Consider the following 25727-nt stretch of genomic DNA (forward strand, 5'->3'; position numbering starts at 1 on the left):
CGCCAGATCTCAATTCACCGCCTTGGGCTCCGCCTTGCCGGTAGCCAGGGCGGTAAGTTTGCGCCACAGCCACTCCACCGGCCCCTGCTCGAAATAGCGCAGCCACAGGTTTGAAAACAACAGATTAGCCAGCCAGACCAGCGGAACGAAGGCCAACAGCTGCAGGCGGTCAAACTGTTGATACAGGCCGAAGCGGTAGAACAGCGTGGTGCAGATCAGCGTTTGCAGCAGGTAATTACTCAGTGCCATACGCCCAACCTGTGTCAACCAATGCCCGAGGCGCAAGCGCGACAGCGTCGGCCAAAAACCGTAGCACAGCGCCAGATAGCCCATCGCCTGCAGCGGCGCGCCAAGCTCACGCGGCACCTGCAAGAGAAAACCGCTCCAGCGATAATCCCAGTGCAGATGCCACTGCAACGCCACGGCCGGCAGTTGGATCAGCAATGAAAGCGGTATCAACCATGCCGCCTGACGGCGGTAGTAGCTCGGCGAATAAGTACCGCGTAGCCAGCCACTGCGCATTAAACCGGCGCCGAACAGCATCAGCCCCGCCAACTCCCAACCGTATTGCGCGCCAATCGCCAGCAGGCTGGAGGAGAGAAGATCGGTGCGGCTGCGCCAGGCTTCCATACCGCCCTGCAGCTTCCAGAACTTCTCATACTGCAGTTCTGCCACGCCGGGTTGCCAGAAGCTGCCGGGCTCACCGTGCGAAATGAAGCCCAACAGCAACAGCACCCCGACGCCAATCAGGTACAGCACCACGCCGGTTTTCAGCAGTTGATAGGTTTCTTTCGCCTCGCGGATCATCCGCCAGCACACCAACCCGATCAGCCCGTAGGCCAGCAGGATGTCACCGTCCCAAAGGAAAATGGCATGCCCCAGGCCAAACAGCACCAGCCACGACAGCCGTGCGCGTATCCAGCCTTTGCCGCGGCGCAGCAACATCTGCAACCCGGCGCCAAACAACAGGGCGAACATTGCCAGGAATTTAGCCTGCGCGAAAATGTCCAGCAGCGCCCAGGTCCAGGCATCGCGCGTTGAGGGCAGACCCAGATAGGCCGGGTTGAGATAGGCCGCCTTCGGCAGGCCAAAGGCGCTGATATTCAGCAGCAAAATGCCAAGGATGGCGATACCGCGCACGCAGTCCAGCGTGGCGATGCGCGGCAAAGGAGCCGTTGAGCTAGTGTTCATTATTTTATCGCTGTATTCCGCTCATTAAAAAGGCGCCCGCAGGCGCCTGTTACCACTGTCTCGATCCATCACGACTGGTGATGGCGTACCGCACGCAGGAACTCCTGGCGGGTGTTCTGGCTGGACTTGAACAGCCCGCCCAGAGAGGTCGTGGTGGTGGCGCTGGTCGCGTCACGAATACCGCGCGCCTTCACACAATAATGGACCGCATCAATTGATACCGCCACATTATTGGTGCCCAACAGGGTTTGCAATGCCACCAGGATCTGCTGAGTTAAGCGCTCCTGCACCTGTGGGCGCTGCGAGAAGAACTGCACGATACGGTTGATTTTCGACAGGCCAATTACCGCATCCTTAGGAATGTAGGCAACGGTCGCCTTGCCATCGATGGTGACGAAATGGTGTTCGCAGGTGCTGGTCAGCGTGATATCACGCACCGTCACCATTTCATCCACCTTCATCTTGTTTTCAATGACGGTGATTTTCGGGAAGTTGGCGTAGTCCAGGCCGGAGAAAATCTCATCGACATACATTTTGGCGATGCGGTGCGGGGTTTCCGCCAGGCTGTCGTCGGACAGATCGAGATTAAGCAGCTGCATGATTTCGGTCATGTGCTCTTTAATACGACGTTTACGCGTCTCGCGATCCAGCACTTCGCCGCGTAACGGAGTTTCCAGACCGCGCTCTTCGAGCGCTGCATGAACCAGTGCAGCTTCTTTACTTAATGATGATGTCATTTCTTCTCTCCAACGGACTTGAACTCACCCATCCGGCTGTTTTACCGAGCAGAGGGATGAATTGCATACTCTCCTGACGACAGAAGTTTCCGCAGTTAATAACGTGAACCCAGTCAAGATTTTGCCCCCACTCTAGATGAGAGCGAGGGGATTATCCAGTGATTGTGTTTCATCCGCAGGTGAAATATTCGCATTTAGCACAATCAGGCCGGCTGCGGCTATTCCACGTTTTTTGTACGGAATTTAATCACTGCGCCATCGGTTTTCGCGCCAGTTCGCGGGCCGACGTATTGACCACCAGCAGGCCGGCCACAATCAGCGCCGCCACGGCCACGTACAATGCCGGTTCCAACCTGTGGGTCAATGCGGTTGACAACGCCGACAGAGTCGGGCCGACCAGTTGGCCAATCGCATAACCGGTGGTCAGCAGTCCCGCCATATAACGGGCATGGTTGGGTGCCAACTCACGGCCATGCTGGATCGACAGCTGCACCACGCTGAGGAAGCCGCCACCGGTCAGCAACGCGCCCAGTGCCAACCCGGCAACCCCCGGCACGATTTCCGCGCTTAACACCCCCAATGCCTGTACCCACAAGGTTATCGCCAGACGAGTTTGAGTGGTCAGACGGTGACGGGTCATAATGCCGATAGCAATCCCCAGCACCGCCGCACCGCCGAAGATTGGCCAGACAAATTGTGCGAACAGGCTGCCGGGAAAACGCGCAGCGGCCATTTGCGACAGAAAAGTCGCCGGCAGGATATAGCCAAAACCCGCCAGGCTATAGCTCCACACCAGGCGCTTCAGCGCCGGGGTCAGCAGCAGCGGCTCAGGTGCCACGTCAGGACGATGCAATTCGCCGGCCTTCGGCAGATTAATGCTGATCGCGCCAATCAATACCAGCGCCAGTACGCCATAGACCAACCAGGCCTGTGACGCGGTCAACGCCAGGCTGTGGATCCCCACCGCCAGCATGCCGCTGATAAAAATCCCGGCCCCAGGGCCGGCAAATACCGCCGCGCTGAGCGCCGGTCGGCCATAGTGCGCCAACCGCTCGTTGGTCCAGGCCGCCACCAGCACCATCGACCAGCCGCTGGCCCACCCAATGAAGAAACGCACCGCACCGTGCCACCACTCCCCCTGCACCCAGGCGGAAAGCAGCGTCAAGATCACCGCCCCCCACACGCCCAACCACAGCCGACGTTCCACGTGTCGGCTGGCGCGCATGGCGTCATAAGCGCCGCACAGATAGCCCAGATAGTTAATGGCGGCCACCAGCCCGGCGCCGGTCAGGGTGAACTGGTGCTCGGCTATCATCAGCGGCACCTGCGGAGTAAAGGCGAAACGCCCAATCCCCATGGCAACGATCAACGCAATAAAACCGCTCAGGGCAATTCTTAAGGCCATGTAGAGTTATCCATACTGTTAAAAGAAAGTTGCCAGTATCATGCAGCAGTATTACACTCACAAAAACTGAATAATACTCATCAAGTTCATCACGAAAAGAGAAGACAATGGATCTGACCCAGCTCCGCATGTTTTGCAGCGTCGCCGAAACCGGCTCCGTCGCCCGTGCCGCAGAGCAATTGCACCGCGTCCCCTCGAACCTGACCACACGCCTGCGTCAGCTCGAACAGGAACTGGGCACCGATCTGTTTATCCGTGAAAAGCAGCGACTGCGCCTGTCACCGATGGGCCATAACTTTCTCTGTTATGCCAACCGTATCCTGGCGCTAAGCGAAGAAGCCATGAGCATCACCCATGCCGGTGAGCCGGCGGGGAACTTCGCCATCGGCTCGATGGAAAGCACCGCCGCGACCCGGCTGCCCACCCTGTTGGCGGCGTATCATCAGCGTTTCTCGCAGGTGTCGCTGTCGCTGACCACCGGCACCTCCGGCGAGATCACCGAGCGAGTCCGCGCCGGTACGCTGGCGGCCGCGCTGGTCGACGGGCCGGTGCAGTATGACGAACTCAATGGCTGTATTGCTTTCCCCGAACACATGGTGGTGATTTCCTGTCTCGACCACCTGCCAATCCATAACGCCAAAGATGCCAAGGGCGAAACCCTGTTTGCCTTCCGCGCAAGCTGCTCTTACCGTCTGCGACTGGAGTCCTGGTTCAAGCGCGAAGGTGCGCTACCGGGGCAGATTATGGAGATCCAGTCCTACCACGCCATGCTGGCCTGCGTCGCCAGCGGTGCCGGGCTGGCGATGATCCCGCATTCGGTACTTAGCCTGCTGCCGGGCCATGAACGGGTGAAAGTACACACCCTGCCGGACGACATTGCCCAGACTGCCACCTGGCTACTGTGGCGACGCGACGCCTTTGGCCCGAATGTACGCGCCCTGAAAGAATTAATTATTGAACAGGCAGAAACCGTTACGGTTGAAAATACTGCCCATGACTTACCCGATGCTATCGACATAGCCTGATTTAAAAAATAGACCACTGGAGACTATGATGGAAATGATCAAAACCCGTGCCGCCGTTGCCTGGGGACCGAACCAGCCGCTGAAGATCGAAGAAGTCGATCTGATGCCACCGCAAAAAGGCGAAGTGCTGGTGCGGATCGTCGCCACCGGTGTCTGCCACACCGACGCCTACACCCTGTCCGGCGCCGATCCCGAAGGCGTGTTCCCGGCAATCCTCGGCCATGAAGGCGGCGGCGTGGTGGAAGCCATTGGCGAAGGCGTGACCAGCGTGGCGGTCGGCGATCACGTGATCCCGCTGTACACCCCGGAATGCGGCGAGTGCAAATTCTGTAAATCCGGCAAAACCAACCTGTGCCAGGCGATCCGCGCCACCCAGGGCAAGGGCCTGATGCCGGACGGCACCACCCGCTTCTTTAAAGACGGCAAGCCTATTTTCCACTACATGGGCACTTCAACCTTCTCCGAATACACCGTGGTACCGGAAATCTCACTGGCCAAAATCAGTAAAGAAGCACCACTGGAAGAAGTCTGCCTGCTCGGCTGCGGCGTTACCACCGGCATGGGTGCGGTTATCAACACCGCCAAAGTGCAAAAAGGCGATACCGTTGCCATCTTCGGCCTTGGCGGCATCGGTCTGTCGGCCATTATCGGCGCACAGATGGCCGGTGCAGGTCGCATCATCGGCATCGATATCAACACCAGCAAGTTCGATCTGGCACGCAAACTGGGTGCTACCGATCTGATCAACCCGAAAGACTACGATAAGCCGATTCAGGACGTGATCGTTGAACTGACCGACGGCGGCGTTGATTTCTCCTTCGAGTGTATCGGCAACGTCAACGTAATGCGTTCAGCGCTGGAATGCTGCCATAAAGGCTGGGGCGAATCCGTGATTATCGGCGTCGCCGGCGCGGGTCAGGAAATCTCTACCCGTCCGTTCCAACTGGTGACCGGTCGCGTCTGGCGCGGTTCTGCCTTTGGTGGGGTGAAAGGCCGTTCGCAACTGCCGGGCATCGTCGATCGTTATATGAACGGCGAATTCGCGCTGAATGACTTTATTACCCACACCATGGGCCTGGAGCAGATTAACGAGGCGTTCGATTTGATGCACGAAGGCAAATCCATTCGTTCCGTTATTCACTTCGACAAAAAATAAGCCAGGAGGCAGAGATGACCTTGTCATTAGAACTTCTCGAAGAGCACCGCATGTTTGGCGGCTGGCAACAGCGTTACCGCCATGCGGCGCAGAGCCTGAATTGCAACATGACTTTCAGCATCTATCTGCCGCCACCGCGCGATGATAACCCGCCGCCGGTGCTGTACTGGCTGTCGGGGCTGACCTGCAATGACGAAAACTTCACGCTGAAGGCCGGTGCGCAGCGTATCGCCGCCGAGCTGGGGCTGGTATTGGTGATGGCCGACACCAGCCCGCGCGGCGACGACGTGCCAAATGATGAAGGCTACGATTTGGGCCAGGGCGCTGGCTTCTATCTGAATGCCACCCAAGCACCGTGGGACAAGCATTTTCGCATGTACGACTACATCAGCGATGAGCTGCCGGCGTTGATTAACCAGCATTTCAGCGTCAGCGATCGCCAGTCGATTTTCGGCCATTCCATGGGCGGCCACGGCGCACTGATGATGGCGTTCCGCAATCCGCAGCGCTTCCGGTCGGTATCGGCGTTCGCACCGATCGTCAATCCCTGTCAGGTGCCCTGGGGACGTAAAGCCTTTGCCGCCTATTTGGGCGACGACGAAAGCCAGTGGCTGCAGTATGACAGCTGCCACCTGCTGGCCAACGGCGCGGAAAAAATGCCGGTATTGGTGGATCAAGGTGACGACGATCAGTTCCTGGCGGATCAACTGCAGCCGGCAAAACTGGCCGAGCTGGCACGCCAGCGCGACTGGCCGCTGATCCTGCGCATTCAGCCGGGCTACGATCACAGCTACTTCACCATCGCCAGCTTTATCGAAGACCACCTGCGCTTCCACGCCGAACATCTGTTCCGCTGATCATAAAACCGTAACGGTGCTTGCGAAAATTGCTATCGTAAGCACTTATTACGGCTACCGCTTATTCCCGGCCATTAAACCAATAATAAAAATTCTCAACTGAAGTCATTACCGCCTTCACGCCAAAAAAGGCGAAAACCGCCACGGCAATATCCACATAGCTATTATGAGGCTTCATAAGAGCCAGTGAAGAGTATTGAATTAAATCAAATGATATCCATATCCATAAAGCGACATATATAACGTCTTTCATTTGATATTCCATTGATGCGGGAGATATTACCAACGGCACTGACCATTCACACTATTAGGGCTATTATTTCCCCCCAGGGCATCCTGTCACCCCTCGGCCAGGAGTCAGCGTTACCGCCAGAAATTAAATCAAGATCATGCGATGTTAACTCACGAATAGTCATATTATTCACTCCATGAACTAAAGTTATTAACCTCTCACGAATAGACACATCGGACAACCATGGCGATAATATAATCATGAGAGAGAAGCGCAAACTTTAATTATTAAAAACGTGACGAGAGCAATAGATTAATCATGTATCCCTCGGTTAATTACCGACAATACTAAAACACTCTCTTTAATTAAAAAACTAAAAACTTAGCATAATAATATTGAGGTGAATTAATCTTATTCAGTACATTAGTATTCTCTAACGCTAAAAATCATGAAATATTTTCGATGCCGTTATACCAGCGGTAGAAGGCTTGCATCAGGTTACAAACCTTCCAGATACCAAAATACACCAGTAAACCAACAACCACATCGACATAGCTGATATCGGGGTAGGCTACCAGAAGCGACGAGTTGCGTACCAGGCTGTGCCCCCCCAGATAGGTGATAATATAAATCAGCATGCCTGTTTTAATTCCCTTTTTACTCATATTGCTCATAGCCAGCTCCTTTGGACTAAAAAACAGTTATCCCTTCAACTTCAGATCCAACGCATCGCGCAAGCCATCCCCCAGCAGGTTAAACGCCAGCACGGTAAGGAATATCTCCGCCACACTAAACATCACATACAATAATAAAAAATTAAGGCAAACTCACTACCGAGCGGGATCAGAAACCATCGATCAAAAAATCAATAGCACCCTTAATTTGATTTCTCTGTTCACTGGCACTGCCGGCGATATCTCCTATCTGCGATAGCCTTATGCTGGCCATTTCATGTGTCATCGCCAGGTAACGCTCGCCATTGACTTCAATTTCTGGACATAAACGCGCAGAAATTGGGGTTCTGACTCTGGCCATAGGGTAGAGAGGGATCACTAACCTCGTCGACAACGCATCAATGAGATCGCTTTGAACATCCAGCAGATAGGGATAGGCCGATGTGGGGTGAGTATTATGATAAACCGTGAACTGCATACTCAGAACACCCGATATTCATCAGATAACACACCATTCTCTTCGGAAATACGATTGAGTTCCTCCAGTGCAGGACGATTTTCCTCACGCCATTGTTGGATCTCAATATCGCGCACTCGCGCATGTAAAGCATCAGCCAGTACTGAAGATACATTGACGCCGAGAGACTTGGCTTTCTGGAAAAGCTCGCGGTCAACAGTCACGTTTACCGTTTTCTTTGCAGAGTTACTATTGACCATGGTGATACCTCACCCCTGTTGTATACATGGATTAAATTATCATCAATTATACTCGCAACACAGGGAGGTGCCAATCGGAGGGTACACCCAAACCGATCGCAGCCCACCGAAAATTATCCCTTCAACTTCGGATCCAACGCATCGCGCAAGCCATCCCCCAGCAGGTTAAACGCCAGCACGGTGATAAATATCGCCAGGCTGGGGAAAATCGCCACGTGCGGCGCAATCACCATATCCGCCCGCGCCTCATTGAGCATTGCGCCCCATTCCGGCGTTGGCGGCTGAGCACCCAGCCCGAGGAACGACAGGCTGGCGGCGGTGATGATTGAAGTGCCGATGCGCAGGGTAAAATACACCACAATCGACGAAATTGTCCCCGGCAAAATATGCCGCATGATGATGGTCCAGTCTGACGCGCCAATGCTGCGTGCCGACTCGATGTAGGTCAGATGCTTCAACACCAGGGTGTTGCCCCGCACCAACCGGGCAAATGCCGGAATGCTGAAAATAGCCACGGCGATAATCACGTTGGCCATGCCGCTGCCCATAATCGCCACCACGCCGATCGCCAGCAAGATGCCGGGAAAGGCGAACAGCACATCACAGATACGCATGGTAATGCGATCCCACCAGCCTTCGTAATAGCCCGCCAGCAGACCCAGCAGCGTACCGATCAGCCCGCCCACCAGCACCGAGAACACCCCGGCGGCCAGCGAAATGCGGGTCCCCATCAGAATGCGACTGAAGATGTCTCGCCCCAGCGAATCCACACCCAGCCAATGCATCAGGGAAGGGCCTTCGTTCAGGCGGTCGTAATCAAAGTAATTTTCCGCGTCAAAGGGAACCAGATAGGGTGCCAGCAGCGCAGCAACCACCAACAGCAGCACCAATAGCGCAGCGACCAGCGCCACGCGTTGCTGACGGAACCGCCGCCAGAATTCATGCCACGGCGTTCGCACCGCGTTAGGGTCAATTGTCGGCATCGCCTTCAGTGCAGCGTCGCGTCGCCAATGCTTAATCATGCAGCGCCCTCATTTGTATCGTATTGCCGGGTTAATTGCCGCATACAGCAGGTCCACCAACAGGTTAATCAGAATAAACTCCAGAGAGAACAGCAAGACTTCGGCCTGGATCACCGGGTAATCGCGCATCTCCACCGAATCGACCAGCAGCCTGCCCAACCCCGGCCAGTTGAAGACCTTCTCCACCACGATCGAGCCGCCGAGCAGGAAGCCAAACTGCAACCCCATCATGGTGACAACCGGGATCATCGCGTTGCGCAGCCCGTGCTTCACCACCACCATGGTTTCGCGTACGCCTTTGGCGCGCGCGGTACGCATGTAGTCTTCCTGCAGCACCTCGACAAACGAAGCGCGGGTAAAACGCGCCATCACCGCCGCAACCGCAGCTCCAAGGGTGATGGAAGGCAAAATATAGTGCCGCCAGCTGTCGGCGCCCACCGTCGGCAACCAACCGAGATTGACGGAAAACACCTGCATCAGCAGCATACCCAGCGCAAAAGCGGGGAACGAAATCCCGGAGACCGCCAAGGTCATGCCGAGACGATCGGGCCAGCGGTTACGCCACACGGCAGACACCATGCCGATGCCCATACCGAAAATCACCGCCCACAGCATGCTGCTCAGGGTCAGCCACAGGGTCGGTAGAAAGCGCGAGCCGATCTCTTCGCTCACCGGACGCTTGGAAACCATCGAGGTACCGAAATCCCCCTGCAGCGCATTGACAAAAAAGTGCGCGAACTGCTGCGGCAGCGGCTTGTCCAGCCCCAGATCCTTACGCACCAGTTGCACTACCGCTTCGTCGGCCTCCGGCCCTGCCGCCAGCCGCGCCGGATCGCCAGGCAGCATATGGACGAACAAAAACACCAACACCGCGACAATCAGCAGCGTCGGGATCAGGCCCAGCAGTCGTTTAAGAAAATAATTAAGCATCTTGGGTGCGTCCCTTCACCCCGCCCTCCAGGAGAGCGGGGATCGGTGCCTTATTTAAGATCGGCATTATCAAAGTTGAACGAGGTATCCGGCATCACGTAAAAGCCGCTCAGCTGTTTATTGTTAGCCGACAGCAAGCGCTCGGTGGCCAGGAAGATCCACGGCGCATCTGCCCAGATTCGATCCTGCGCGTCCTTGTACAGTTTCTGCTTTTCGGCACGGTCAGTGGTCGCCAGCGCGCCGGTCAGATCCTGATCCACCTGCGGATTACTGTAGAACGCGGTATTGAACTGCTTTGGCGGCGCTGCCTGGGTTGAGAACAGCGGTGACAAGGCCCAGTCCGCTTCACCGGTTGATGCTGACCAGCCGGTATAGAACATACGCACGCCGGTGTCTTTCACCCCAACGCTTTCCACCTGGGCCGCGCGCTGACCGGCATCCATCGCCGTCACCGTCACTTTCACGCCCACCTGCGCCAGCTGCTGCTGGGCAAACTGCAGCACTTTCTGCGCGGTGCTGTGGTTATGAGACGACCACAGGGTGGTGGTGAAACCGTTAGGATAACCGGCCTCTTTCAGCAGTTCGCGCGCCTTGGCCGGATCATAAGGCCACGGCTGGTAACGGGTGGCAAAATCGATCGCCGGCGGCACCGGGCCTTCCGCCGGAACGGCGTAGCCGGAGAACGCGACCTTGATCAGCGCATCTTTGTTGATGGCGTAGTTCAACGCCTGACGCACTTTCAGGTTATCGAATGGCTTTTGAGTCACGTTCAGGCTGATATAACGCTGCAGGATCGACGGCGCGGCCACCAAATCGAGCTTGGCATTGCCTTCCAGCACCTTGGCCTGCTCATACGGGATCGGGAAGGCGAAGGTCGCTTCACCGGTCTGCAGCATGGCGGCGCGGGTATTGTTATCCACGACCGGCCGCCAGGTGATGCTGTCGAGCTTCGGCAGCCCCGATTTCCAGTAACCGTCAAACTTTTTCACCTTGACGAAGTCGGTCTGGTTCCAGGTCACGAACTGATAAGGACCGGTGCCCACCGGGTGGAAGCCGATCTCTTTGCCGTACTGCTTCAGCGCGGCCGGCGAAATGATCACTGCCGCCGGGTGCGCCAGGTTGTTGATAAAGGCCGAGAATGGCGCTTTCAGCACGATCTTCACCGTATTGGCGTCCACCACTTCGGTTTTGTCGATCATTTTGAACAGGTTGTAGCGCTTGAGGTGGTTGTCCGGGTTGCTGGCGCGATCCAGGTTCACCTTCACCGCTTCGGCGTTAAACTCGGTGCCGTCATGGAATTTCACCCCCGGATGCAGCTTGAGGGTGTAAGTCAGGCCGTCTTTGCTCACCTCGTAGCTGTCCGCCAGCACGTTCACCAGCTTCATGTCTTTATCAAAACCGAACAGGCCCTGATAGAAGGATTTGGCCACCGCCTGCGACAGCGTGTCGTTGGCATCATAGGGATCAAGCGTGGTGAAATTGGACGCGACGGCGATCACCGCATCTTTCGCAGCCCAGGCTGGGCCGGCGACCGCGGCCGCCAGCAGCACGGCGCCCGCTAATGCCTTACGTTTGAATGAGTGCTTCATGGTGCTTGTCTCTCCTGAGGTCACTAAAAGGCACCGGCGATCGGATGGCGGGCGACAAAATGCCCCGGTCCAACCTGCACTAGCGGTGCGGTAACGGGTTCATCGCCCAGCGCGCGGATCGGGCTGGGGATTTCATCAACCAACAGCGGCTGGCGTTTATAAGCATGGTTAGGATCGGCCACCGGCACCGCCGCCATCAGCTTGCGGGTGTAAGCGTGCTGCGGGTTCTCAAACACCGCCCGACGTGGGCCAATCTCGACAATCTGCCCGAGATACATCACCGCAACGCGGTGACTGATGCGCTCTACTACCGCCATATCGTGCGAGATAAACAAAAAGGCGATGCCGAACTCACGCTGCAGATCGAGCAGCAAATTGACGATTTGCGCCTGAATCGACACGTCGAGCGCCGACACAGATTCGTCAGCGATCACCACTTTGGGATTAAGCGCCAACGCGCGCGCAATGCAGATTCGCTGCCGCTGGCCGCCGGAAAACTCATGCGGATAACGGCGCGCATGCTCTGGTTTAAGCCCGACGCGTTCCAGCAGCCAGGCCACGCGCTCTTGTGCCGCCTTGCCACGCGCCACGTTATGCACCAGCAGCGGTTCCATGATCGAGAACCCGACGGTCAGACGCGGATCGAGCGAGGCGTAAGGGTCCTGGAAGATAAACTGAATGTCCCGCCGCAGGTGCTGCAGCGCCGGGCCTTTCAACTGATTGATTTGACGACCGTCAAAGGTAATGGTGCCGCGCTGGCTGTCCACCAGCTTCAGCAACGAGCGGCCGGTAGTGGATTTGCCGCAGCCGGACTCTCCCACCAGCCCCAGCGTTTCGCCGGGGTAGAGATCAAAACTGACATTTTCCACCGCATGCACTTGCCGGGTGACGCGATTTAAAATACCGCTGCGGAGGTCAAAGCGCGTAACCAGATTTTCTACCCGCAGGATCGGCGTCGACCCTGGCGGTACGGTATCCTGTGGCCCGCCATTGTCTGCGCCGTTCGGCAACGGGAATTTCGCCGGGAAGTCCAACTCCGCCATGGATCCCAGCCTGGGCACCGCCGCCAGCAGCGCTTGGGTGTAGGGCTGCTGCGGCGCAGCAAACAGTTCGCGCACCGGCCCCTGCTCCACCTGTTCCCCCTGACGCATGACCAGTACCCGATCGGCAATTTCGGCCACTACGCCCATATCGTGGGTAATAAAAATCACCCCCATCTGCATTTCCTGCTGCAGTACGCGGATAAGCTGCAGGATTTGCGCCTGAATGGTGACGTCCAGCGCGGTGGTAGGTTCATCGGCAATTAATAAGGCAGGCTTGCAAGACAGCGCCATGGCGATCATCACCCGCTGGCGCATGCCACCGGAGAGCTGATGGGGATAACGGTTAAGTACGTCTTTGGCCTCGGGAATGCGCACCAGATCGAGCATCTGCAAAGCGGCTTGTCTGGCGGCGCGGTGGTCCATCGCCTGATGCAGGCGCAGAGATTCGGCGATCTGTTCCCCTACCGGGAATACCGGGTTCAGCGAGGTCATCGGTTCCTGAAAGATCATCGCCATATCGGCACCGCGCACCGTGCGTAAAGTGCCCTGACGTGCGTGGGCCAGATCGAGCACCTCGCCGTTACGCCGACGAAAGGGCATTGTCCCGCTGACGATGTTGCCACCGCCCTGTTCGACCAGGCGCATCAATGCCAGAGAGGTGACAGATTTACCCGAACCGGATTCACCGACGATCGCCAGCGTCTCGCCACGATCGAGATCGAATGACAGGTTGCGCACCGCTTCTACGGTATCGCCCTGCTGTTGAAACTGGACGCTCAGATCGCGCACCGACAGCACGCGCTGCGGCGGCAATAATAGCCCGGCGTCGGCCGCAAGCGGCATTAAGGCATCGGTCATGCACCCTCCTGGCGATCGGTCAGCGGTAAATCCCTACGGACGGCGCATCGCCGACATAACCGAAACCGCGGTACATGCCTTCACTGTTGAAAGGCAGCGCCACGTTGCCGTGACTGTCGATGGCAATCATGCCGCCGCTGCCGCCCATCGCCAGCAGTTTTTCCATCACCACCCGGTCGGTGGCCTGCTGCAGACTGAGCCCCGCGTACTCCATCAATGCGAAAACGTCATAAGCCGACACGCCGCGCATGAAGGTTTCCCCGGTACCGGTGCTGGAGACAGCCACCGTGGCATTGTTGGCGTAACAACCGGCACCGATGATCGGCGTATCCCCCACCCGACCGGCCTGTTTGTTGGTCATACCGCCCGTCGAGGTTGCGGCCGCCAGATTGCCCAGGGCATCCAGCGCCACCGCGCCAACGGTACCGAATTTACGATCGGGGTCAATCGGCTCAGCGCTTTGCGCTGCGCCATCATGATCGAGCAGCACGCGCCCCAATTCCGCCTGAGCGCGGTGCAGTTGGTCAAAACGTGGTTGGGTAAAGAAGAAATCGGGTGCGACCATTTCAAGCCCGTGGGCGGCGGCAAATTTTTCTGCCCCCTCACCGGCGAACAGCACATGCTGGCTGTTTTCCAGCACCGCGCGCGCAGCCAACACCGGATTGCGTATCCGGCTGACGCAGGCCACGGCACCGGCATCGCAGGTACGCCCATCCATCACGCAGGCGTCCAGTTCGTGGGTGCCCTGATGGGTGAATACCGAGCCTTTACCGGCATTAAACAGCGGGCACTCTTCCAGCAGCCTCACCGCTTCGGTGACCGCGTCCAGGGCGTTGCCACCCTGGGCCAGGATCTGCTGACCGGCGACAACGATGTCGGACAACGCCTGAATATACTCCTGTTCCTTTCCAGCACTCAGCGCCGCACGGGTAATTGCGCCCGCGCCGCCATGAATGGCAATCACTGGTTTGCTCATTTGCCTGTCACCCTGTGTTAATCCTGCCAATCCCGCCCCTCATTGAAGGGGAAATAGATTCACCTCGGCGGCAGCCCACAACGCGGCGGCCGGCAAGGCGACGGGTATAATTATTATTCGGCCTTTTCCCGACTATATTTAGCCGCGCAATCGAAGTAAAGCATAAAGTCTTCGCCCAGCTTTTAGCGTAGCCCGCTTAGATTATTTCGCACATTGAAATAGCTTAATGTAATAAAAACAGAGAGTTATGAAGTAGCAAAATCGCTTTGAATAACAGTTGGGATTTTTGGTAAAAACCCATAAGGGACACACAGTAATTACCGGAAAAAATAATCGATATCTCTAAATATCCAGCCGATGTGCGTTCAACCTGCTGTTTTTAAGCCGGCTGAACGCAGATGATCAATATTTAGAATCCTGACCCCGGCAACAGCAGAAATGCTTCTTCCTCCGGGGTTGAGACTCGGCCTAATATCGCATTGCGGTGCGGGTAACGGCCAAAACGGTCAATAATGGCTTTATGCCGCACTTCAAACTCCAACTGCTCGGCATTGCCCAATTCACTGTACAGCGCCAAAGCCTGTTGATGGATCAACGCCGACTCCGAATGCATAAACGGCAAATAGAGAAAGCCCCGTTGCTCTGGCGTGAGTCGTGCACATTGCCCACTACGCACCGCTTCCTGCGCCAGCACCAACGCCATACAGTCGCTGGCAAATGAACGCGGCGTGCCGCGGAACAGGTTGCGACTGAACTGATCGAGCACGATCACCTCGGCCAACCGCCCCTCGATGGTTTCGCGCCAGTGCGCCAGCTCACCGGCGGCGGCGGCCTGCCAGATCTGACCAAAGCGCGTATGCAACAGGCGATCGAAATCATCGTCCTTTTTGAACCACATTGCCGGTTCGATCTCGTCAAACCAAAAGTCTAATACCTGTCTGTGCATCACTGCCTCCCGTTGTTTACTTCAGCATAGCATCCTTCATAATACCCCCACTTTGCCGCTATTTGTCGCGCACCCTGATTACGGAGTTCTTTATGGATCATTGCCATACTTCCGATCTTATTTCCCTGGAGCAGGCGCTGGAGAAGATACTCAGCCAGATCTCCCCCCTTCAGCAAACCGAATCCATTGCCCTGACCGCCGCCGCCGGCCGCATTACCGCCGCGCCGGTCATTTCGCCGATTGATGTACCGCCCTTCGCCAATTCGGCCATGGACGGCTACGCCTTGCGCCTCGCCGACCTGCAAGCCAACGCGCCGCTGCCGGTCGCGGGCAAAGCTTTTGCCGGTGCTCCATTCGACGGCGACTGGCCAGCCGGTACCTGCGTACGCATCATGACAGGCGCGCCAGTCCCAGCAGGGGCCGAGGCGGTGATCATGCAAGAGCAGGCAGAAGTCGGCGATGCCGGCGTGCGCTTCACTGCCGAAGTGCAAGCCGGGCAAAATATTCGCCTGGCGGGGGAAGATATTCGCCAGGGTGCCGGGGTTTTACCTGCGGGTATCCGGCTGGGCGCGGCTCAGTTGCCGCTGTTAGCCTCGCTCGGCGTCGCCGAGGTGCAGGTAGTGCGTAAGCTGAAGGTAGCGGTGTTCTCCACCGGCGATGAGTTACAGCCGGTCGGGCAGCCGCTGCAGGCGGGTCAAATTTATGATACCAACCGCTTTGCCGTGCGCCTGATGCTGGAACAATTAGGGTGCGAAACGCTGGATTTGGGCATTATCCGTGATGATCAAAACGCGCTGCGCGCCGCTTTCGAGCAGGCGGATCGCCAGGCCGATGTGGTGATCAGCAGCGGCGGCGTCTCGGTCGGTGAAGCCGACTACACCAAGCAGATGCTCGATGAGCTGGGCGAAGTCGGCTTCTGGAAGCTGGCGATCAAGCCCGGCAAACCCTTTGCCTTCGGCAAGCTCAAACAGGCCTGGTTCTGCGGCCTGCCGGGCAACCCGGTTTCCGCTGCGCTGACCTTCTACCAACTGGTGCAGCCGCTGTTGGCGAAGCTGGCGGGCCACAGCGATTGGCATTTGCCACCGCGTTTGCAGGCTCGGGCCCTGACCCCCTTGAAGAAAGCGCCGGGACGCCTTGATTTTCAGCGCGGCGTATTTAGCAGCAACGCCCAGGGCGAGCTGGAAGTGAGCACCACCGGCCATCAAGGATCACACGTGTTCAGTTCGTTCAGCCAGGGTAACTGTTTTATCGTGCTGGAGCGCGAACGCGGCTCCGTGGCGGTGGGCGAAAAAGTGGACATTGAGCCCTTCAACGCCTTGCTGAGGAGCTGAGCATGCTGCCGGAATTAACCGATGCCGAAGCGCTGCGCTATAACCGCCAGATTATCCTGCGTGGTTTTGACTTCGACGGCCAGGAAAAGCTGAAGGCCGCCCGGGTGCTGATTGTCGGCCTCGGCGGGTTAGGCTGTGCTGCCGCCCCCTATCTGGTCGCGGCAGGCGTAGGCCACCTGACGCTGGTTGATTTCGACACCGTTTCGCTCTCTAACCTGCAGCGCCAAATCCTGCACCGCGACGCGCGCATCGGTATGGCGAAAGTTGAATCGGCCCGTCTCGAACTCAGTGCCATCAACCCACATACTCAGATAGAAACGGTTGACGGACAGCTGGACGACGACCAGATGGCGGCGCAGATTGCCGCCTGTGATTTGGTACTGGACTGCACCGACAACGTGGCGACGCGCAATCTGCTGAACCGCCTCTGCCATGCTCATCGCAAACCCCTGGTGTCCGGCGCGGCGATCCGCATGGAGGGGCAGCTCGGCGTCTTCACCTATCAGCCCGGTGAACCCTGCTACCGCTGCCTGAGCCGGTTATTCGGCGACAACGCCCTCACCTGCGTCGAGGCCGGGGTCATGGCGCCGCTGGTGGGCACCATCGGCACGCTGCAGGCAATGGAGGCGATCAAACTGCTGACGCAGTACGGCCAACCGCTCACCGGAAAACTGCTGATGTTTGATGCCATGACGATGCAGTTCCGCGAGATGAAGCTGCCGAAGGATCCGCAGTGCGAAGTTTGCGGCGGGGAATAGCAGGGACAAAAAAGGCGGGAATGCTCCCGCCTTAGTTTGATGACAGATTCGTCACCGATTATCTCTTCGGGCGCAGCATGCCGCGTCCCTGCCGCTGGGTTAAACGATACCCTGGCTACGCAGATAATCTTCGTAGTTGCCGGTAAAGTCGATCACCTTGGTCGGCGTCATTTCCAGTACCCGGGTCGCCAACGAGCTAACGAATTCACGGTCGTGGGAAACGAAGATCAAGGTGCCTTCGTACATTTCCAGCGCCATGTTCAGCGACTCGATGGATTCCATATCCAGGTGGTTGGTCGGTTCATCCATAACCAGGATATTAGGGCGCTGCATCATCAGCTTGCCAAACAGCATGCGGCCCTTCTCACCCCCAGACAACACCTTCACTTTCTTCTTGATGTCGTCCTGGCTGAACAACAGACGGCCCAGCACGCTGCGCACCGCCTGCTCGTCGTCTTTTTCCTGCTTCCACTGGCTCATCCAGTCGAACACCGTCAGGGTGTCATCGAATTCGTATTCGTGGTCCTGAGCGTAGTAACCGATCTTGGCATTTTCAGACCATTTCACGGTACCGCTGTCCGGCAACGTATCGCCCACCAGCGTTTTCAGCAGGGTAGATTTACCGATACCGTTCGGCCCCAGCACCGCCACTTTCTCGCCCACTTCAACCATCAGGTTGAACTTGCTGAACAGAGGACCGTTGTCGAAGCCTTTGGCCAGCGCTTCCACTTCCAGCGCGTTACGGAACAGTTTTTTGTCCTGTTCGAAACGGATGAACGGGTTCTGACGGCTTGAAGCCTTAATCTCTTCCAGTTGGATCTTGTCGATCTGGCGGGCGCGCGAGGTTGCCTGCTTGGATTTGGAGGCGTTGGCACTGAAGCGGCTCACGAATGATTGCAGTTCGTTAATCTGCGCCTTCTTCTTGGCGTTATCCGCCACCAGACGTTCACGCGCCTGAGTGGCCGCCGTCATATATTCGTCGTAGTTGCCCGGATACACACGCAGCTCGCCGTAGTCCAGATCCGCCATGTGAGTACAAACCATGTTCAGGAAGTGACGGTCGTGCGAAATGATAACCATGGTGCTGTTACGTTCGTTCAGCACCTGCTCCAGCCAACGGATGGTGTCGATGTCCAGGTTGTTCGTCGGTTCGTCGAGCAACAGAATTTCCGGATCGGAGAACAGCGCCTGCGCCAGCAATACGCGCAGCTTGAAGCCCGGAGCGATTTCGCTCATCGGGCCATAATGTTGTTCAACCGGGATGCCGACGCCGAGCAGCAGTTCGCCGGCGCGCGCTTCGGCGGTATAACCGTCCATCTCGCCGTAGGCCACTTCCAGATCGGCCACTTTATAGCCGTCTTCTTCGCTCATTTCAGCCAGCGCATAAATGCGATCGCGTTCTTCCTTCACCGCCCACAGTTCGTTGTGGCCCATGATGACGGTGTCCAGCACGCTGTATTGCTCGAAAGCGAACTGATCCTGACGCAGTTTACCCAGGCGCTCGTTGGGGTCGAGGAACACGTTGCCGCCGCTCGGCACCAGATCGCCGCCCAGGATTTTCATAAATGTAGATTTGCCGCAGCCGTTGGCGCCGATCAAACCATAGCGGTTACCACCGCCAAACTTAACGGAGATGTTTTCAAACAGCGGCTTACTGCCAAACTGCATAGTGATGTTGTTAGTGCTTAACACAGCGCTCGCTCTTCATATCATTGGGAATGTGATTTGGCGCGCATTATGCCATAACGGGCAACAGAGATCGCGGGAAGTTTCGGTGACAATTTGAGCAAAGGTGCGGTGGCAGCCGAAGCCAGACAATACTCGGTACCACAAGGCCGGATACAATAAATCCCATCCGCTGAGTTAAGGGGCAGCTAATACACTCACCAGCATCCGTGCTTTAAGATACTGAAATAGACATCTTTAAACTTTTCTTTCCTTAAAATATCCCCTTTCAATACCGAAACCGGTTGATCCCACACTGGGGTGAAATTGGGTTCGCCGGTTTTGTTATTGAGCTTTTTTAAGCCACAGGCAGCATAAAGTTTCGCTTCTGGGGTTGCCTGCGGGTTATTGGCAATACGCAAGAAAACGGCCCCCGCATCCTGGTAGGTTAGGATTTCTATTACATCGGTTTCTCCGGCACTGCCAATGCCAACAAACCCGTTCATTCCCAAAGAGAAATGAGTCACCTTGGATAAATTATTTTCTGTCGCTTCACGGTGTTGCTCAGCGGCGTAGCCGTTGAGGGAACAGAAAGAAACAAAAACCAAAGTCATAGCGCTCAAGATCCTTTTCACAAAAACCTCCCTATTCAGCCAAGAATGAAAGTGACGATCGGACCAGCTCGGTGCGCCACACTACCACGGTATTCAGCCGGTTTTATAGCGGACCGGAATGTGCCTGGCTAAATTTTTGTTGATGCAGAACCTCGACAAACGCCCGTGACGCCGCGCTACGGTAGGCGTCCTTACGCTGCAACAGCACCGCTCGGCGAGCGGGCATGACCTCGTTAAGCCGTACCGTGTGCAACTGCGGGTTTTCCTGCGCAACCGCTGCCGGTAGCAGGGTAGCCAGTTGGCCACGGCGCACAATTTCAATGATGGCACCAATTGCGTTGGCCTCCATTGCTACCCGGGGGCGGATCCCCTGTCGACGACAATAATCGTCGATAAATTGACGGGTAGCGAAGTCCTCGCTCAGTAATACCAGCGGTTGCTGTTCGAACACCTGCGCACTCAAAGGCTCACGCTGTTGAACCAGCGGGTGCTGAGCCCCAACCATCATATTCAGTGACTCGGTAAACAGCTCCTCGGCCACGATATCCACCGATTGCGCCTGACTGAACGCGATCCCCACATCCAGCCGGTCTTCCGCCAGAAGCGCCTCAATCCTGTCCTGCGTCATTTCATGAATACTCACTGAAACGCCCGGGTAGCGCCGATAAAAATCATCGATAACCGGCCCCACCAGATAAGCGGTAAAGGTTGGCGTCATCGCCAGCCGCAGATTGCCGCGTTCCAGCGTCGCCACGTCGTGGATCGCCCGAGTGCCAGCTTCCAGATCCTGTAGCGCCAACCGGGCATAGCGCATCCAGGCCATACCGGCGTCGGTCAGCCGCACCGTACGGCCGGAACGATCAAACAACGGCGTGCCGAGGGTTTCCTCCAACTGTTTGATTTGCTGCGACAGCGTTGGCTGCGAGACATGCAGTGCTTCGGCGGCGCGGGTGAAGTTGCCCAGTTCGGCAACGGCAAGAAAATAGCGGATGTGTCGCAGTAGCATAACGCCTCTACTATTAGTAATTCCTATGGTAACCATTATAAATGGGTCTTAGACCCTATAGCCAGAGCGGCGCATCATGCCCCCATCGCTTAACAGCATCCTGATGGAGACAGCATGAAAGAGGTTATCGAGGGTTTTTTGAAGTTCCAGCGTGAGGCGTTTGTCGAACGTTCCGAACTGTTCCGGCAGTTGGCCACCCGCCAGAACCCACGCACCCTGTTTATCTCATGTTCCGATAGCCGGCTGGTGCCGGAACTGATCACCCAGCGTGAGCCCGGCGACCTGTTCGTGATCCGCAATGCCGGTAATATCGTGCCTTCGTTCGGCCCGGAACCGGGCGGCGTGTCCGCTTCGGTGGAATATGCCGTCGCCGCGCTCGGCGTGGAAGACATCGTAATCTGCGGGCATTCCGACTGCGGCGCTATGACCGCCATCGCCAGCTGCCAGTGCCTGGATCATATGCCGACGGTGGCGAACTGGCTGCGCTATGCCGATGCCGCCAAAGTGGTCAATCAGGCCTATCCGCATGCCTCTGAAGGTGAACGCGTCAGTTCAATGGTGCGCGAGAACGTCATTGCGCAACTGACCAATATCAAAACCCACCCTTCCGTGGCGCTGGCGCTTGAACAGGGCCGGTTGAAGTTGCACGGTTGGGTCTATGACATTGCCAGCGGTTGTATCGACGCGCTGGATGGCGAAACCCGCCGTTTTATTCCGTTAGCCACCAATCCTGAGGTTACAGCAACCCCTGCAGCATCCCGTTTTTAATCTGAATAAGGAGACAACATGACACAATCACTGCATCACTCATCCCCTCGCGAAACCTTGACCGACACCATCATGGCCGCCAAGATCCGCAAAAACCTGACCTTCGAAGCCATTAACCAGGGTACCGGCCTGAGTCTGGCCTTCGTCACCGCCGCCCTGCTGGGCCAGCATCCGCTGCCAGAACAGGCGGCACTGGTGGTGGCCGAGAAATTGGATCTGGATGAAGACGCTGTCCGTCTGCTGCAAACCATTCCGCTGCGCGGCAGCATCCCAGGCGGCGTACCGACCGATCCGACCATTTATCGCTTTTATGAAATGGTGCAGATTTACGGCTCCACGCTGAAAGCCCTGGTGCACGAACAGTTTGGCGACGGCATTATCAGCGCGATTAACTTCAAGCTGGATATCAAAAAAGTGCCGGATCCGGACGGTGGTGAACGCGCTGTAATCACCCTGGACGGGAAATACCTGCCAACCAAACCTTTCTGATCCTGACGATGCCGGCGACTTTTACCGTCGCCGGCAACGGATATTGTTCTTGGCAGTCTCAGCGTTTCACCCCATCTATTCACCGTATCTGACAAGGGTCAGACACTCTTCCTCGGTGGGGGCCACAAAGTATTGCGTGAGCAGGTCGAAGGTCTCTTCACTGAGCACAAAGGGATGTTCACCCTGTTCATTTCTGTGTTTTATCCGGCTCTTGCACTGCGCATTGCTGACGTCCAGAAAATGCAAGCAGTGCGCCACACCGGCTTCCTCCGCCAATTGTCTGGCCCATAAGCGCCGATCCGGCGTATTCATCGGAAAATCCATAACGACCGACAGACCATTGCGCAGCAGTTGCACCAAATGCTCGCTCAGCGCCTGCCTCAGGTTGGCGGAATAGCGAACATAGTCCTGAAGCGTGGTCATTTGTTGATGGTACAGCGTCGCCAACCAGCTATCTTCAACCATCAGCAGCGTATGGGGCTGCTGCGCCAGTCGATTTGCCAGGGTTGATTTGCCGGAACCGGCCTTGCCGCACATCACATGTAAAACGGCGTGGGAGGAATTATTCATAGCGTTCTCCTGAAGGTGAGTACCGGCAGGAGGGAAAAGATGACCCGCCTTACCGGCGGGTTTTAGCATGACAGAGACGCGCTATCCCACCACTCCGAGAATGGTGATAATAATCTGCGCGAATGAAACCTTGTTTATGCTCATACATTATCAATAAGACAAAAAGCAGAATGCTGTCAACATGTCATCTGCTGCTTCCCCAGGCATCACGGATAAAATCAGTAAAGACCTGCACTTTAGACAGCAGGTATCGGCGCGTGGGATAAACGGCAAACACTTGATAAGGTTCGGCAGCATGTTCGGAAAACAGCGGCAGCAGTCGCCCCGCAGCGATTTCCGGATCGGCGACGAAAGAAGGCAACGAGCCGATGCCCAAGCCTGCGAGGATCATATCGCGCAACATCAGGCTATTATTGGCGGTTGCACGCGGATTGATCGCTACGATCAAGTCATCGCCGCCGGCTGCGAATTGCCATTGCCCGGCTTTCTCAGCCAGTGAATAAGCCAAACAATCGTGATTGTGCAATTCATCCAGGCCCAGTGGTGTGCCGTGCTGGGCTAAATAAGCTGGAGCGGCGCAGATCCGCTGATGTACTTTGCCCAAGGAGCGAGCGCTGAGTGATGAGTCCGGTAAATGGCGCCGGATCCGCAGTGAAATATCAAAACCGGCAGCCACCACGTCAAGCACCCGATCGTCCAGCGTCAGTTCCACCTGCAGCTGTGGGTAGTTTTGCATAAATTTTGGCAGCAGTGGCGATAACACCATCAGGCCAAATGACAGCGGCGCATTAACCCTCAGCGTGCCCGCCACTCGCTGAGCACTGTCAGCCACCGACTGTTCCAGCGCGTCAAACTCGGCGAGTAATCTGCAAGCCTCATGATAATACCCTTGCCCCGCCTCGGTCAGGCTCATCGTACGCGTGGTGCGAACCAACAACAGCGTACCCAGCCGGGCCTCCAGCTGTTTGATCTGCTTGCTGAGGGCGGCTGGCGTTACCGAGAGATCTTCAGCGGCTTTGTAAAAACTGTTGCGCTCAACCACGCGACGGAATGCCCGCATCGCCAGTAAAACATCCATATCATTTCCCAAAAGTTAATTATTAATTAAATTAACCACAGATTATTAACCCCATCAACGTAAGTAAACTCCTGATCAATCACTTCCGACGTGAAGTGCAACACCCATTTGATCATCAAGGAGTGAAAAATGAAAAAGACCCTTATCGCCCTGTTACTGGGCCTTGGCAGCACCGCGACCTCATTCACCGCGGTGGCGCAACCAACAGCAAGCCTCGATGCACGCCATGCAGGATACGTTCAGCCACTGACGGCGGAAAATAGCCTGTTGCTGCTGGTCGATCTGCAAGATATGTTCGGTATGACCATCTCATCTATCGATCAAACGAACCTGGTCAACAACGCCACCGGCATCGCCAAGGCAGCAAAAGTATTCAATGTGCCAACCATTTTGGCTTCGGCTAACGCCCAAAGCTTCGCCGGCCCGTTTTTCCAGCAGGTGACACAAGCCCGCGCCGATCTAAAGGTTTATGACCGCACTGCCATTAATGTCTGGCAAGACTCTCGCGTGGTAGAACAAATCAAGCAGTCGGGACGCAAGAAAATTATTATTGGCGGCCTGTGGACAGCCAGCTGTGTGATGCTGCCGGCGCTGTCCGCGTTGGGGGAAGGCTATGAGGTGTACATCTTGTCGGACGTTACCGGCGATATCACCCCGGATAGCCAACAAAATGCCATGCAACGTCTGGTACAGGCCGGCGCCACGCCGGTGAACTGGGTAGCGCTGATGCTGGAATGGCAACAGGACTGGAGTCACAAAAAAACCGCCGGCGGCGTGCTGAAAATCGCCAGTGAGCATGGGGCAAGCTGGGGCATGGGGGCCAACTATGCCAGCGCGATGAAAGTCGGTAGCGAAGCCAAATAGCCCTGCCCCTACTAATCGCCCACGCCAACGGGCTTTTTACCCTGCGTGATAGCCGCGGCTGTCATGCGGGGTCTGTTCTCGCTGATCCAGACCATAATCCCGCACTACCTCCGCTACCCGCAGGCGATACTGCGCCAACACGCCATGGCGACCCCGTTTCTGTGCGGCCCGGTGCTGCTCGATATTTCGCCATTGCTGCACCGCCGCCTCATCGCGCCAAAAGGACAGTGACAGCAGCCGCTGCGGATCGGCCAGGCTTTGAAAGCGCTCAATGGAAATGAACCCGTCAATTTCTGCCAGCAACGGCTTCAGATCGGCGGCCAATTCAAGGTAGGTCTCACGCTGGCCGTCAGCGGCCTGCAACTCAAAAATAACGGCAATCATAAGGCGCTCCTGTCAGAGGTAAATTCAGGTATTCGTGCGTTTTGTGAACCCATCCTAACGGTGGACGCACCGCCATACTTCGCCTAATCTCGAAGTATGAATAACATCGATATTGAAGATCGTCTTGCGGCACTGAGCGGCGCCATTGCCGACCGCACCCGGGCTTGCATGCTGTGCCTGCTGATGGACGGTCGTGCTTATACCGCCACCGAGCTCAGCGCCGCAGTGGATGTAGCGGCCTCTACCGCCAGCGGCCATCTGGCGCGCCTGCAAGAACAGCGATTGATCGCCTGCGTCAAGCAAGGGCGTTACCGCTATTTCCGTCTGGCGGGACCGGCGGTAGCCACCGCTCTGGAAACGCTGATGGCGCTGGCCGGTGTCGAGAAACCCGTGGTGAAAAGCACCACCCCGACTTCGTTGCAATTCGCCCGCACCTGTTATGACCATCTGGCCGGCGAGATAGCGATAAAACTGCATGAGCGCCTGCATCAGCTAACCTGGTTAGAGGGTGAGGAAGACTACCGACTAAGCGAGGCAGGCCTAACGGCACTTACTCGGTTAGGCGTCGACTGTTCCCCTGCGCCTTCGCGAAGGCGCTTCGCCTGCGGCTGTCTGGACTGGAGTGAGCGCAAGGCCCACCTGGGTGGCGCATTGGGCGCCGCGCTGCTGACGACTTTCATCAGTCGCGGCTGGATTAAGCGCCAGTTGGAAAGCCGTGAACTACAGCTCACCGCCAGCGGGAAAAAAGCGTTGAAAGCACATTTTGACCTCACGGTTTAACCCCACGGCAGGGTAGTTTTGGTGCAATACTCAATAGGCAAACCGTCAACCCGAGGACTCTC

The 25727-nt window shown here is 56.7% G+C and carries 28 protein-coding genes and 1 pseudogene; 9 read left to right on the forward strand and 20 right to left on the reverse strand.

The window, feature by feature from the left end:
- Positions 1–9: 9 nt before the first annotated feature.
- The 3 genes from yeiB to H5P17_RS02550 form a co-directional block, all read right to left on the reverse strand.
- Entirely contained in the window at positions 10–1191 is a 1182-nt protein-coding gene (yeiB, locus tag H5P17_RS02540; RefSeq protein ID WP_304621572.1) for a DUF418 domain-containing protein YeiB, read from the reverse strand.
- Positions 1192–1259: 68 nt separating this feature from the next.
- Positions 1260–1928: a GTP cyclohydrolase I FolE gene (gene folE / locus H5P17_RS02545; RefSeq protein ID WP_041414357.1), complete on the reverse strand. Its 669-nt coding sequence runs from the start codon at positions 1926–1928 to the stop codon at positions 1260–1262.
- Positions 1929–2175: 247 nt separating this feature from the next.
- Entirely contained in the window at positions 2176–3333 is a 1158-nt protein-coding gene (locus tag H5P17_RS02550) for a YbfB/YjiJ family MFS transporter (protein WP_182821063.1), read from the reverse strand.
- Positions 3334–3440: 107 nt separating this feature from the next.
- Between H5P17_RS02550 and H5P17_RS02555 the strand changes: the two genes are divergently transcribed.
- The 3 genes from H5P17_RS02555 to fghA are packed head-to-tail and all read left to right on the forward strand — an operon-like array spanning position 3441 to position 6371.
- A complete protein-coding gene (locus H5P17_RS02555) occupies positions 3441–4358 on the forward strand; it encodes a LysR family transcriptional regulator (RefSeq protein ID WP_044549310.1) in 918 nt (305 codons plus the stop codon).
- A 28-nt stretch (positions 4359–4386) separates the two neighbouring features.
- On the forward strand, positions 4387–5514 hold the full coding sequence (locus tag H5P17_RS02560) for an S-(hydroxymethyl)glutathione dehydrogenase/class III alcohol dehydrogenase (protein WP_044549308.1): 1128 nt from the start codon (positions 4387–4389) through the stop codon (positions 5512–5514).
- Positions 5515–5528: 14 nt separating this feature from the next.
- Positions 5529–6371, forward strand: coding sequence for an S-formylglutathione hydrolase (fghA, locus tag H5P17_RS02565; RefSeq protein WP_044549306.1), 843 nt, complete (start codon positions 5529–5531; stop codon positions 6369–6371).
- 61 nt (positions 6372–6432) lie between these two features.
- Here the strand turns inward: fghA and H5P17_RS02570 are convergent, their stop codons facing one another.
- From H5P17_RS02570 to H5P17_RS02615, 11 genes and pseudogenes are all read right to left on the reverse strand, one after another.
- Positions 6433–6624 carry a hypothetical protein gene (locus H5P17_RS02570; protein ID WP_044549305.1) on the reverse strand — a complete coding sequence of 64 codons (192 nt, stop codon included), beginning with the start codon at positions 6622–6624 and terminating at the stop codon, positions 6433–6435.
- Between the two features lie 425 nt (positions 6625–7049).
- The gene (locus tag H5P17_RS02575; protein WP_182821065.1) at positions 7050–7277 is read right to left on the reverse strand and encodes a hypothetical protein; all 228 of its coding nucleotides are present in this window, start codon (positions 7275–7277) and stop codon (positions 7050–7052) included.
- Between the two features lie 27 nt (positions 7278–7304).
- A pseudogene (locus tag H5P17_RS26615) lies at positions 7305–7388 on the reverse strand (hypothetical protein); the annotation flags it as partial.
- 58 nt (positions 7389–7446) lie between these two features.
- On the reverse strand, positions 7447–7755 hold the full coding sequence (locus H5P17_RS02580; protein WP_182821067.1) for a CcdB family protein: 309 nt from the start codon (positions 7753–7755) through the stop codon (positions 7447–7449).
- 2 nt (positions 7756–7757) lie between these two features.
- Complete coding sequence (locus H5P17_RS02585) at positions 7758–7994, reverse strand: type II toxin-antitoxin system CcdA family antitoxin (protein ID WP_182821069.1); 237 nt, start codon at positions 7992–7994, stop codon at positions 7758–7760.
- A gap of 113 nt (positions 7995–8107) precedes the next feature.
- Positions 8108–9016 carry a glutathione ABC transporter permease GsiD gene (gsiD, locus tag H5P17_RS02590; protein WP_020825982.1) on the reverse strand — a complete coding sequence of 303 codons (909 nt, stop codon included), beginning with the start codon at positions 9014–9016 and terminating at the stop codon, positions 8108–8110.
- 9 nt (positions 9017–9025) lie between these two features.
- Positions 9026–9946: a glutathione ABC transporter permease GsiC gene (gene gsiC / locus H5P17_RS02595; RefSeq protein WP_182821071.1), complete on the reverse strand. Its 921-nt coding sequence runs from the start codon at positions 9944–9946 to the stop codon at positions 9026–9028.
- A gap of 50 nt (positions 9947–9996) precedes the next feature.
- Positions 9997–11535: a glutathione ABC transporter substrate-binding protein GsiB gene (gsiB, locus tag H5P17_RS02600; protein ID WP_182821073.1), complete on the reverse strand. Its 1539-nt coding sequence runs from the start codon at positions 11533–11535 to the stop codon at positions 9997–9999.
- A 23-nt stretch (positions 11536–11558) separates the two neighbouring features.
- Positions 11559–13436 (reverse strand): dipeptide ABC transporter ATP-binding protein, encoded by a 1878-nt coding sequence (locus H5P17_RS02605; RefSeq protein ID WP_182821075.1) that lies wholly within the window; start codon positions 13434–13436, stop codon positions 11559–11561.
- A gap of 19 nt (positions 13437–13455) precedes the next feature.
- Positions 13456–14412, reverse strand: coding sequence for an isoaspartyl peptidase/L-asparaginase family protein (locus tag H5P17_RS02610; RefSeq protein WP_182821076.1), 957 nt, complete (start codon positions 14410–14412; stop codon positions 13456–13458).
- 409 nt (positions 14413–14821) lie between these two features.
- A complete protein-coding gene (locus tag H5P17_RS02615) occupies positions 14822–15358 on the reverse strand; it encodes a DUF924 family protein (protein WP_182821078.1) in 537 nt (178 codons plus the stop codon).
- 92 nt (positions 15359–15450) lie between these two features.
- On the opposite strand from H5P17_RS02615, the gene moeA reads away from it, so the two are divergent.
- Together moeA and moeB are read left to right on the forward strand one after the other, a co-directional pair.
- Positions 15451–16689, forward strand: a complete 1239-nt coding sequence (gene moeA / locus H5P17_RS02620; RefSeq protein WP_182821080.1) for a molybdopterin molybdotransferase MoeA — start codon at positions 15451–15453, stop codon at positions 16687–16689.
- A gap of 2 nt (positions 16690–16691) precedes the next feature.
- Positions 16692–17447 (forward strand): molybdopterin-synthase adenylyltransferase MoeB, encoded by a 756-nt coding sequence (moeB, locus tag H5P17_RS02625; protein WP_182821082.1) that lies wholly within the window; start codon positions 16692–16694, stop codon positions 17445–17447.
- 99 nt (positions 17448–17546) lie between these two features.
- Here moeB and H5P17_RS02630 read toward each other — a convergent pair whose 3' ends face one another.
- The 3 genes from H5P17_RS02630 to cynR form a co-directional block, all read right to left on the reverse strand.
- The gene (locus tag H5P17_RS02630) at positions 17547–19139 is read right to left on the reverse strand and encodes an ABC-F family ATPase (RefSeq protein ID WP_071827008.1); all 1593 of its coding nucleotides are present in this window, start codon (positions 19137–19139) and stop codon (positions 17547–17549) included.
- 191 nt (positions 19140–19330) lie between these two features.
- Positions 19331–19726: an MchS3 family protein gene (gene mchS3, locus H5P17_RS02635; RefSeq protein WP_220496694.1), complete on the reverse strand. Its 396-nt coding sequence runs from the start codon at positions 19724–19726 to the stop codon at positions 19331–19333.
- Positions 19727–19829: 103 nt separating this feature from the next.
- Complete coding sequence (gene cynR / locus H5P17_RS02640; protein WP_182821085.1) at positions 19830–20732, reverse strand: transcriptional regulator CynR; 903 nt, start codon at positions 20730–20732, stop codon at positions 19830–19832.
- A gap of 114 nt (positions 20733–20846) precedes the next feature.
- On the opposite strand from cynR, the gene H5P17_RS02645 reads away from it, so the two are divergent.
- Both H5P17_RS02645 and cynS read left to right on the forward strand, forming a co-directional pair.
- Positions 20847–21500: a carbonic anhydrase gene (locus H5P17_RS02645; protein ID WP_182821087.1), complete on the forward strand. Its 654-nt coding sequence runs from the start codon at positions 20847–20849 to the stop codon at positions 21498–21500.
- 18 nt (positions 21501–21518) lie between these two features.
- Positions 21519–21989, forward strand: a complete 471-nt coding sequence (gene cynS / locus H5P17_RS02650) for a cyanase (RefSeq protein WP_044549279.1) — start codon at positions 21519–21521, stop codon at positions 21987–21989.
- Between the two features lie 75 nt (positions 21990–22064).
- On the opposite strand, the gene H5P17_RS02655 is transcribed toward cynS, so the two are convergent.
- Positions 22065–22559, reverse strand: coding sequence for an ATP-binding protein (locus tag H5P17_RS02655; RefSeq protein WP_182821088.1), 495 nt, complete (start codon positions 22557–22559; stop codon positions 22065–22067).
- 184 nt (positions 22560–22743) lie between these two features.
- Positions 22744–23637 carry a LysR family transcriptional regulator gene (locus H5P17_RS02660; protein ID WP_044549276.1) on the reverse strand — a complete coding sequence of 298 codons (894 nt, stop codon included), beginning with the start codon at positions 23635–23637 and terminating at the stop codon, positions 22744–22746.
- A gap of 129 nt (positions 23638–23766) precedes the next feature.
- Between H5P17_RS02660 and H5P17_RS02665 the strand changes: the two genes are divergently transcribed.
- Positions 23767–24501, forward strand: a complete 735-nt coding sequence (locus H5P17_RS02665) for an isochorismatase family protein (RefSeq protein ID WP_182821090.1) — start codon at positions 23767–23769, stop codon at positions 24499–24501.
- A gap of 36 nt (positions 24502–24537) precedes the next feature.
- Here H5P17_RS02665 and H5P17_RS02670 read toward each other — a convergent pair whose 3' ends face one another.
- Entirely contained in the window at positions 24538–24885 is a 348-nt protein-coding gene (locus tag H5P17_RS02670) for an antibiotic biosynthesis monooxygenase (RefSeq protein WP_182821092.1), read from the reverse strand.
- A 96-nt stretch (positions 24886–24981) separates the two neighbouring features.
- On the opposite strand from H5P17_RS02670, the gene H5P17_RS02675 reads away from it, so the two are divergent.
- Complete coding sequence (locus tag H5P17_RS02675; protein WP_182821094.1) at positions 24982–25665, forward strand: helix-turn-helix transcriptional regulator; 684 nt, start codon at positions 24982–24984, stop codon at positions 25663–25665.
- Positions 25666–25727: the final 62 nt, after the last annotated feature.

Origin of the sequence: Serratia sp. OS31, assembly GCF_014164835.1 — a bacterium.
Lineage (GTDB): Bacteria > Pseudomonadota > Gammaproteobacteria > Enterobacterales > Enterobacteriaceae > Serratia > Serratia liquefaciens_A.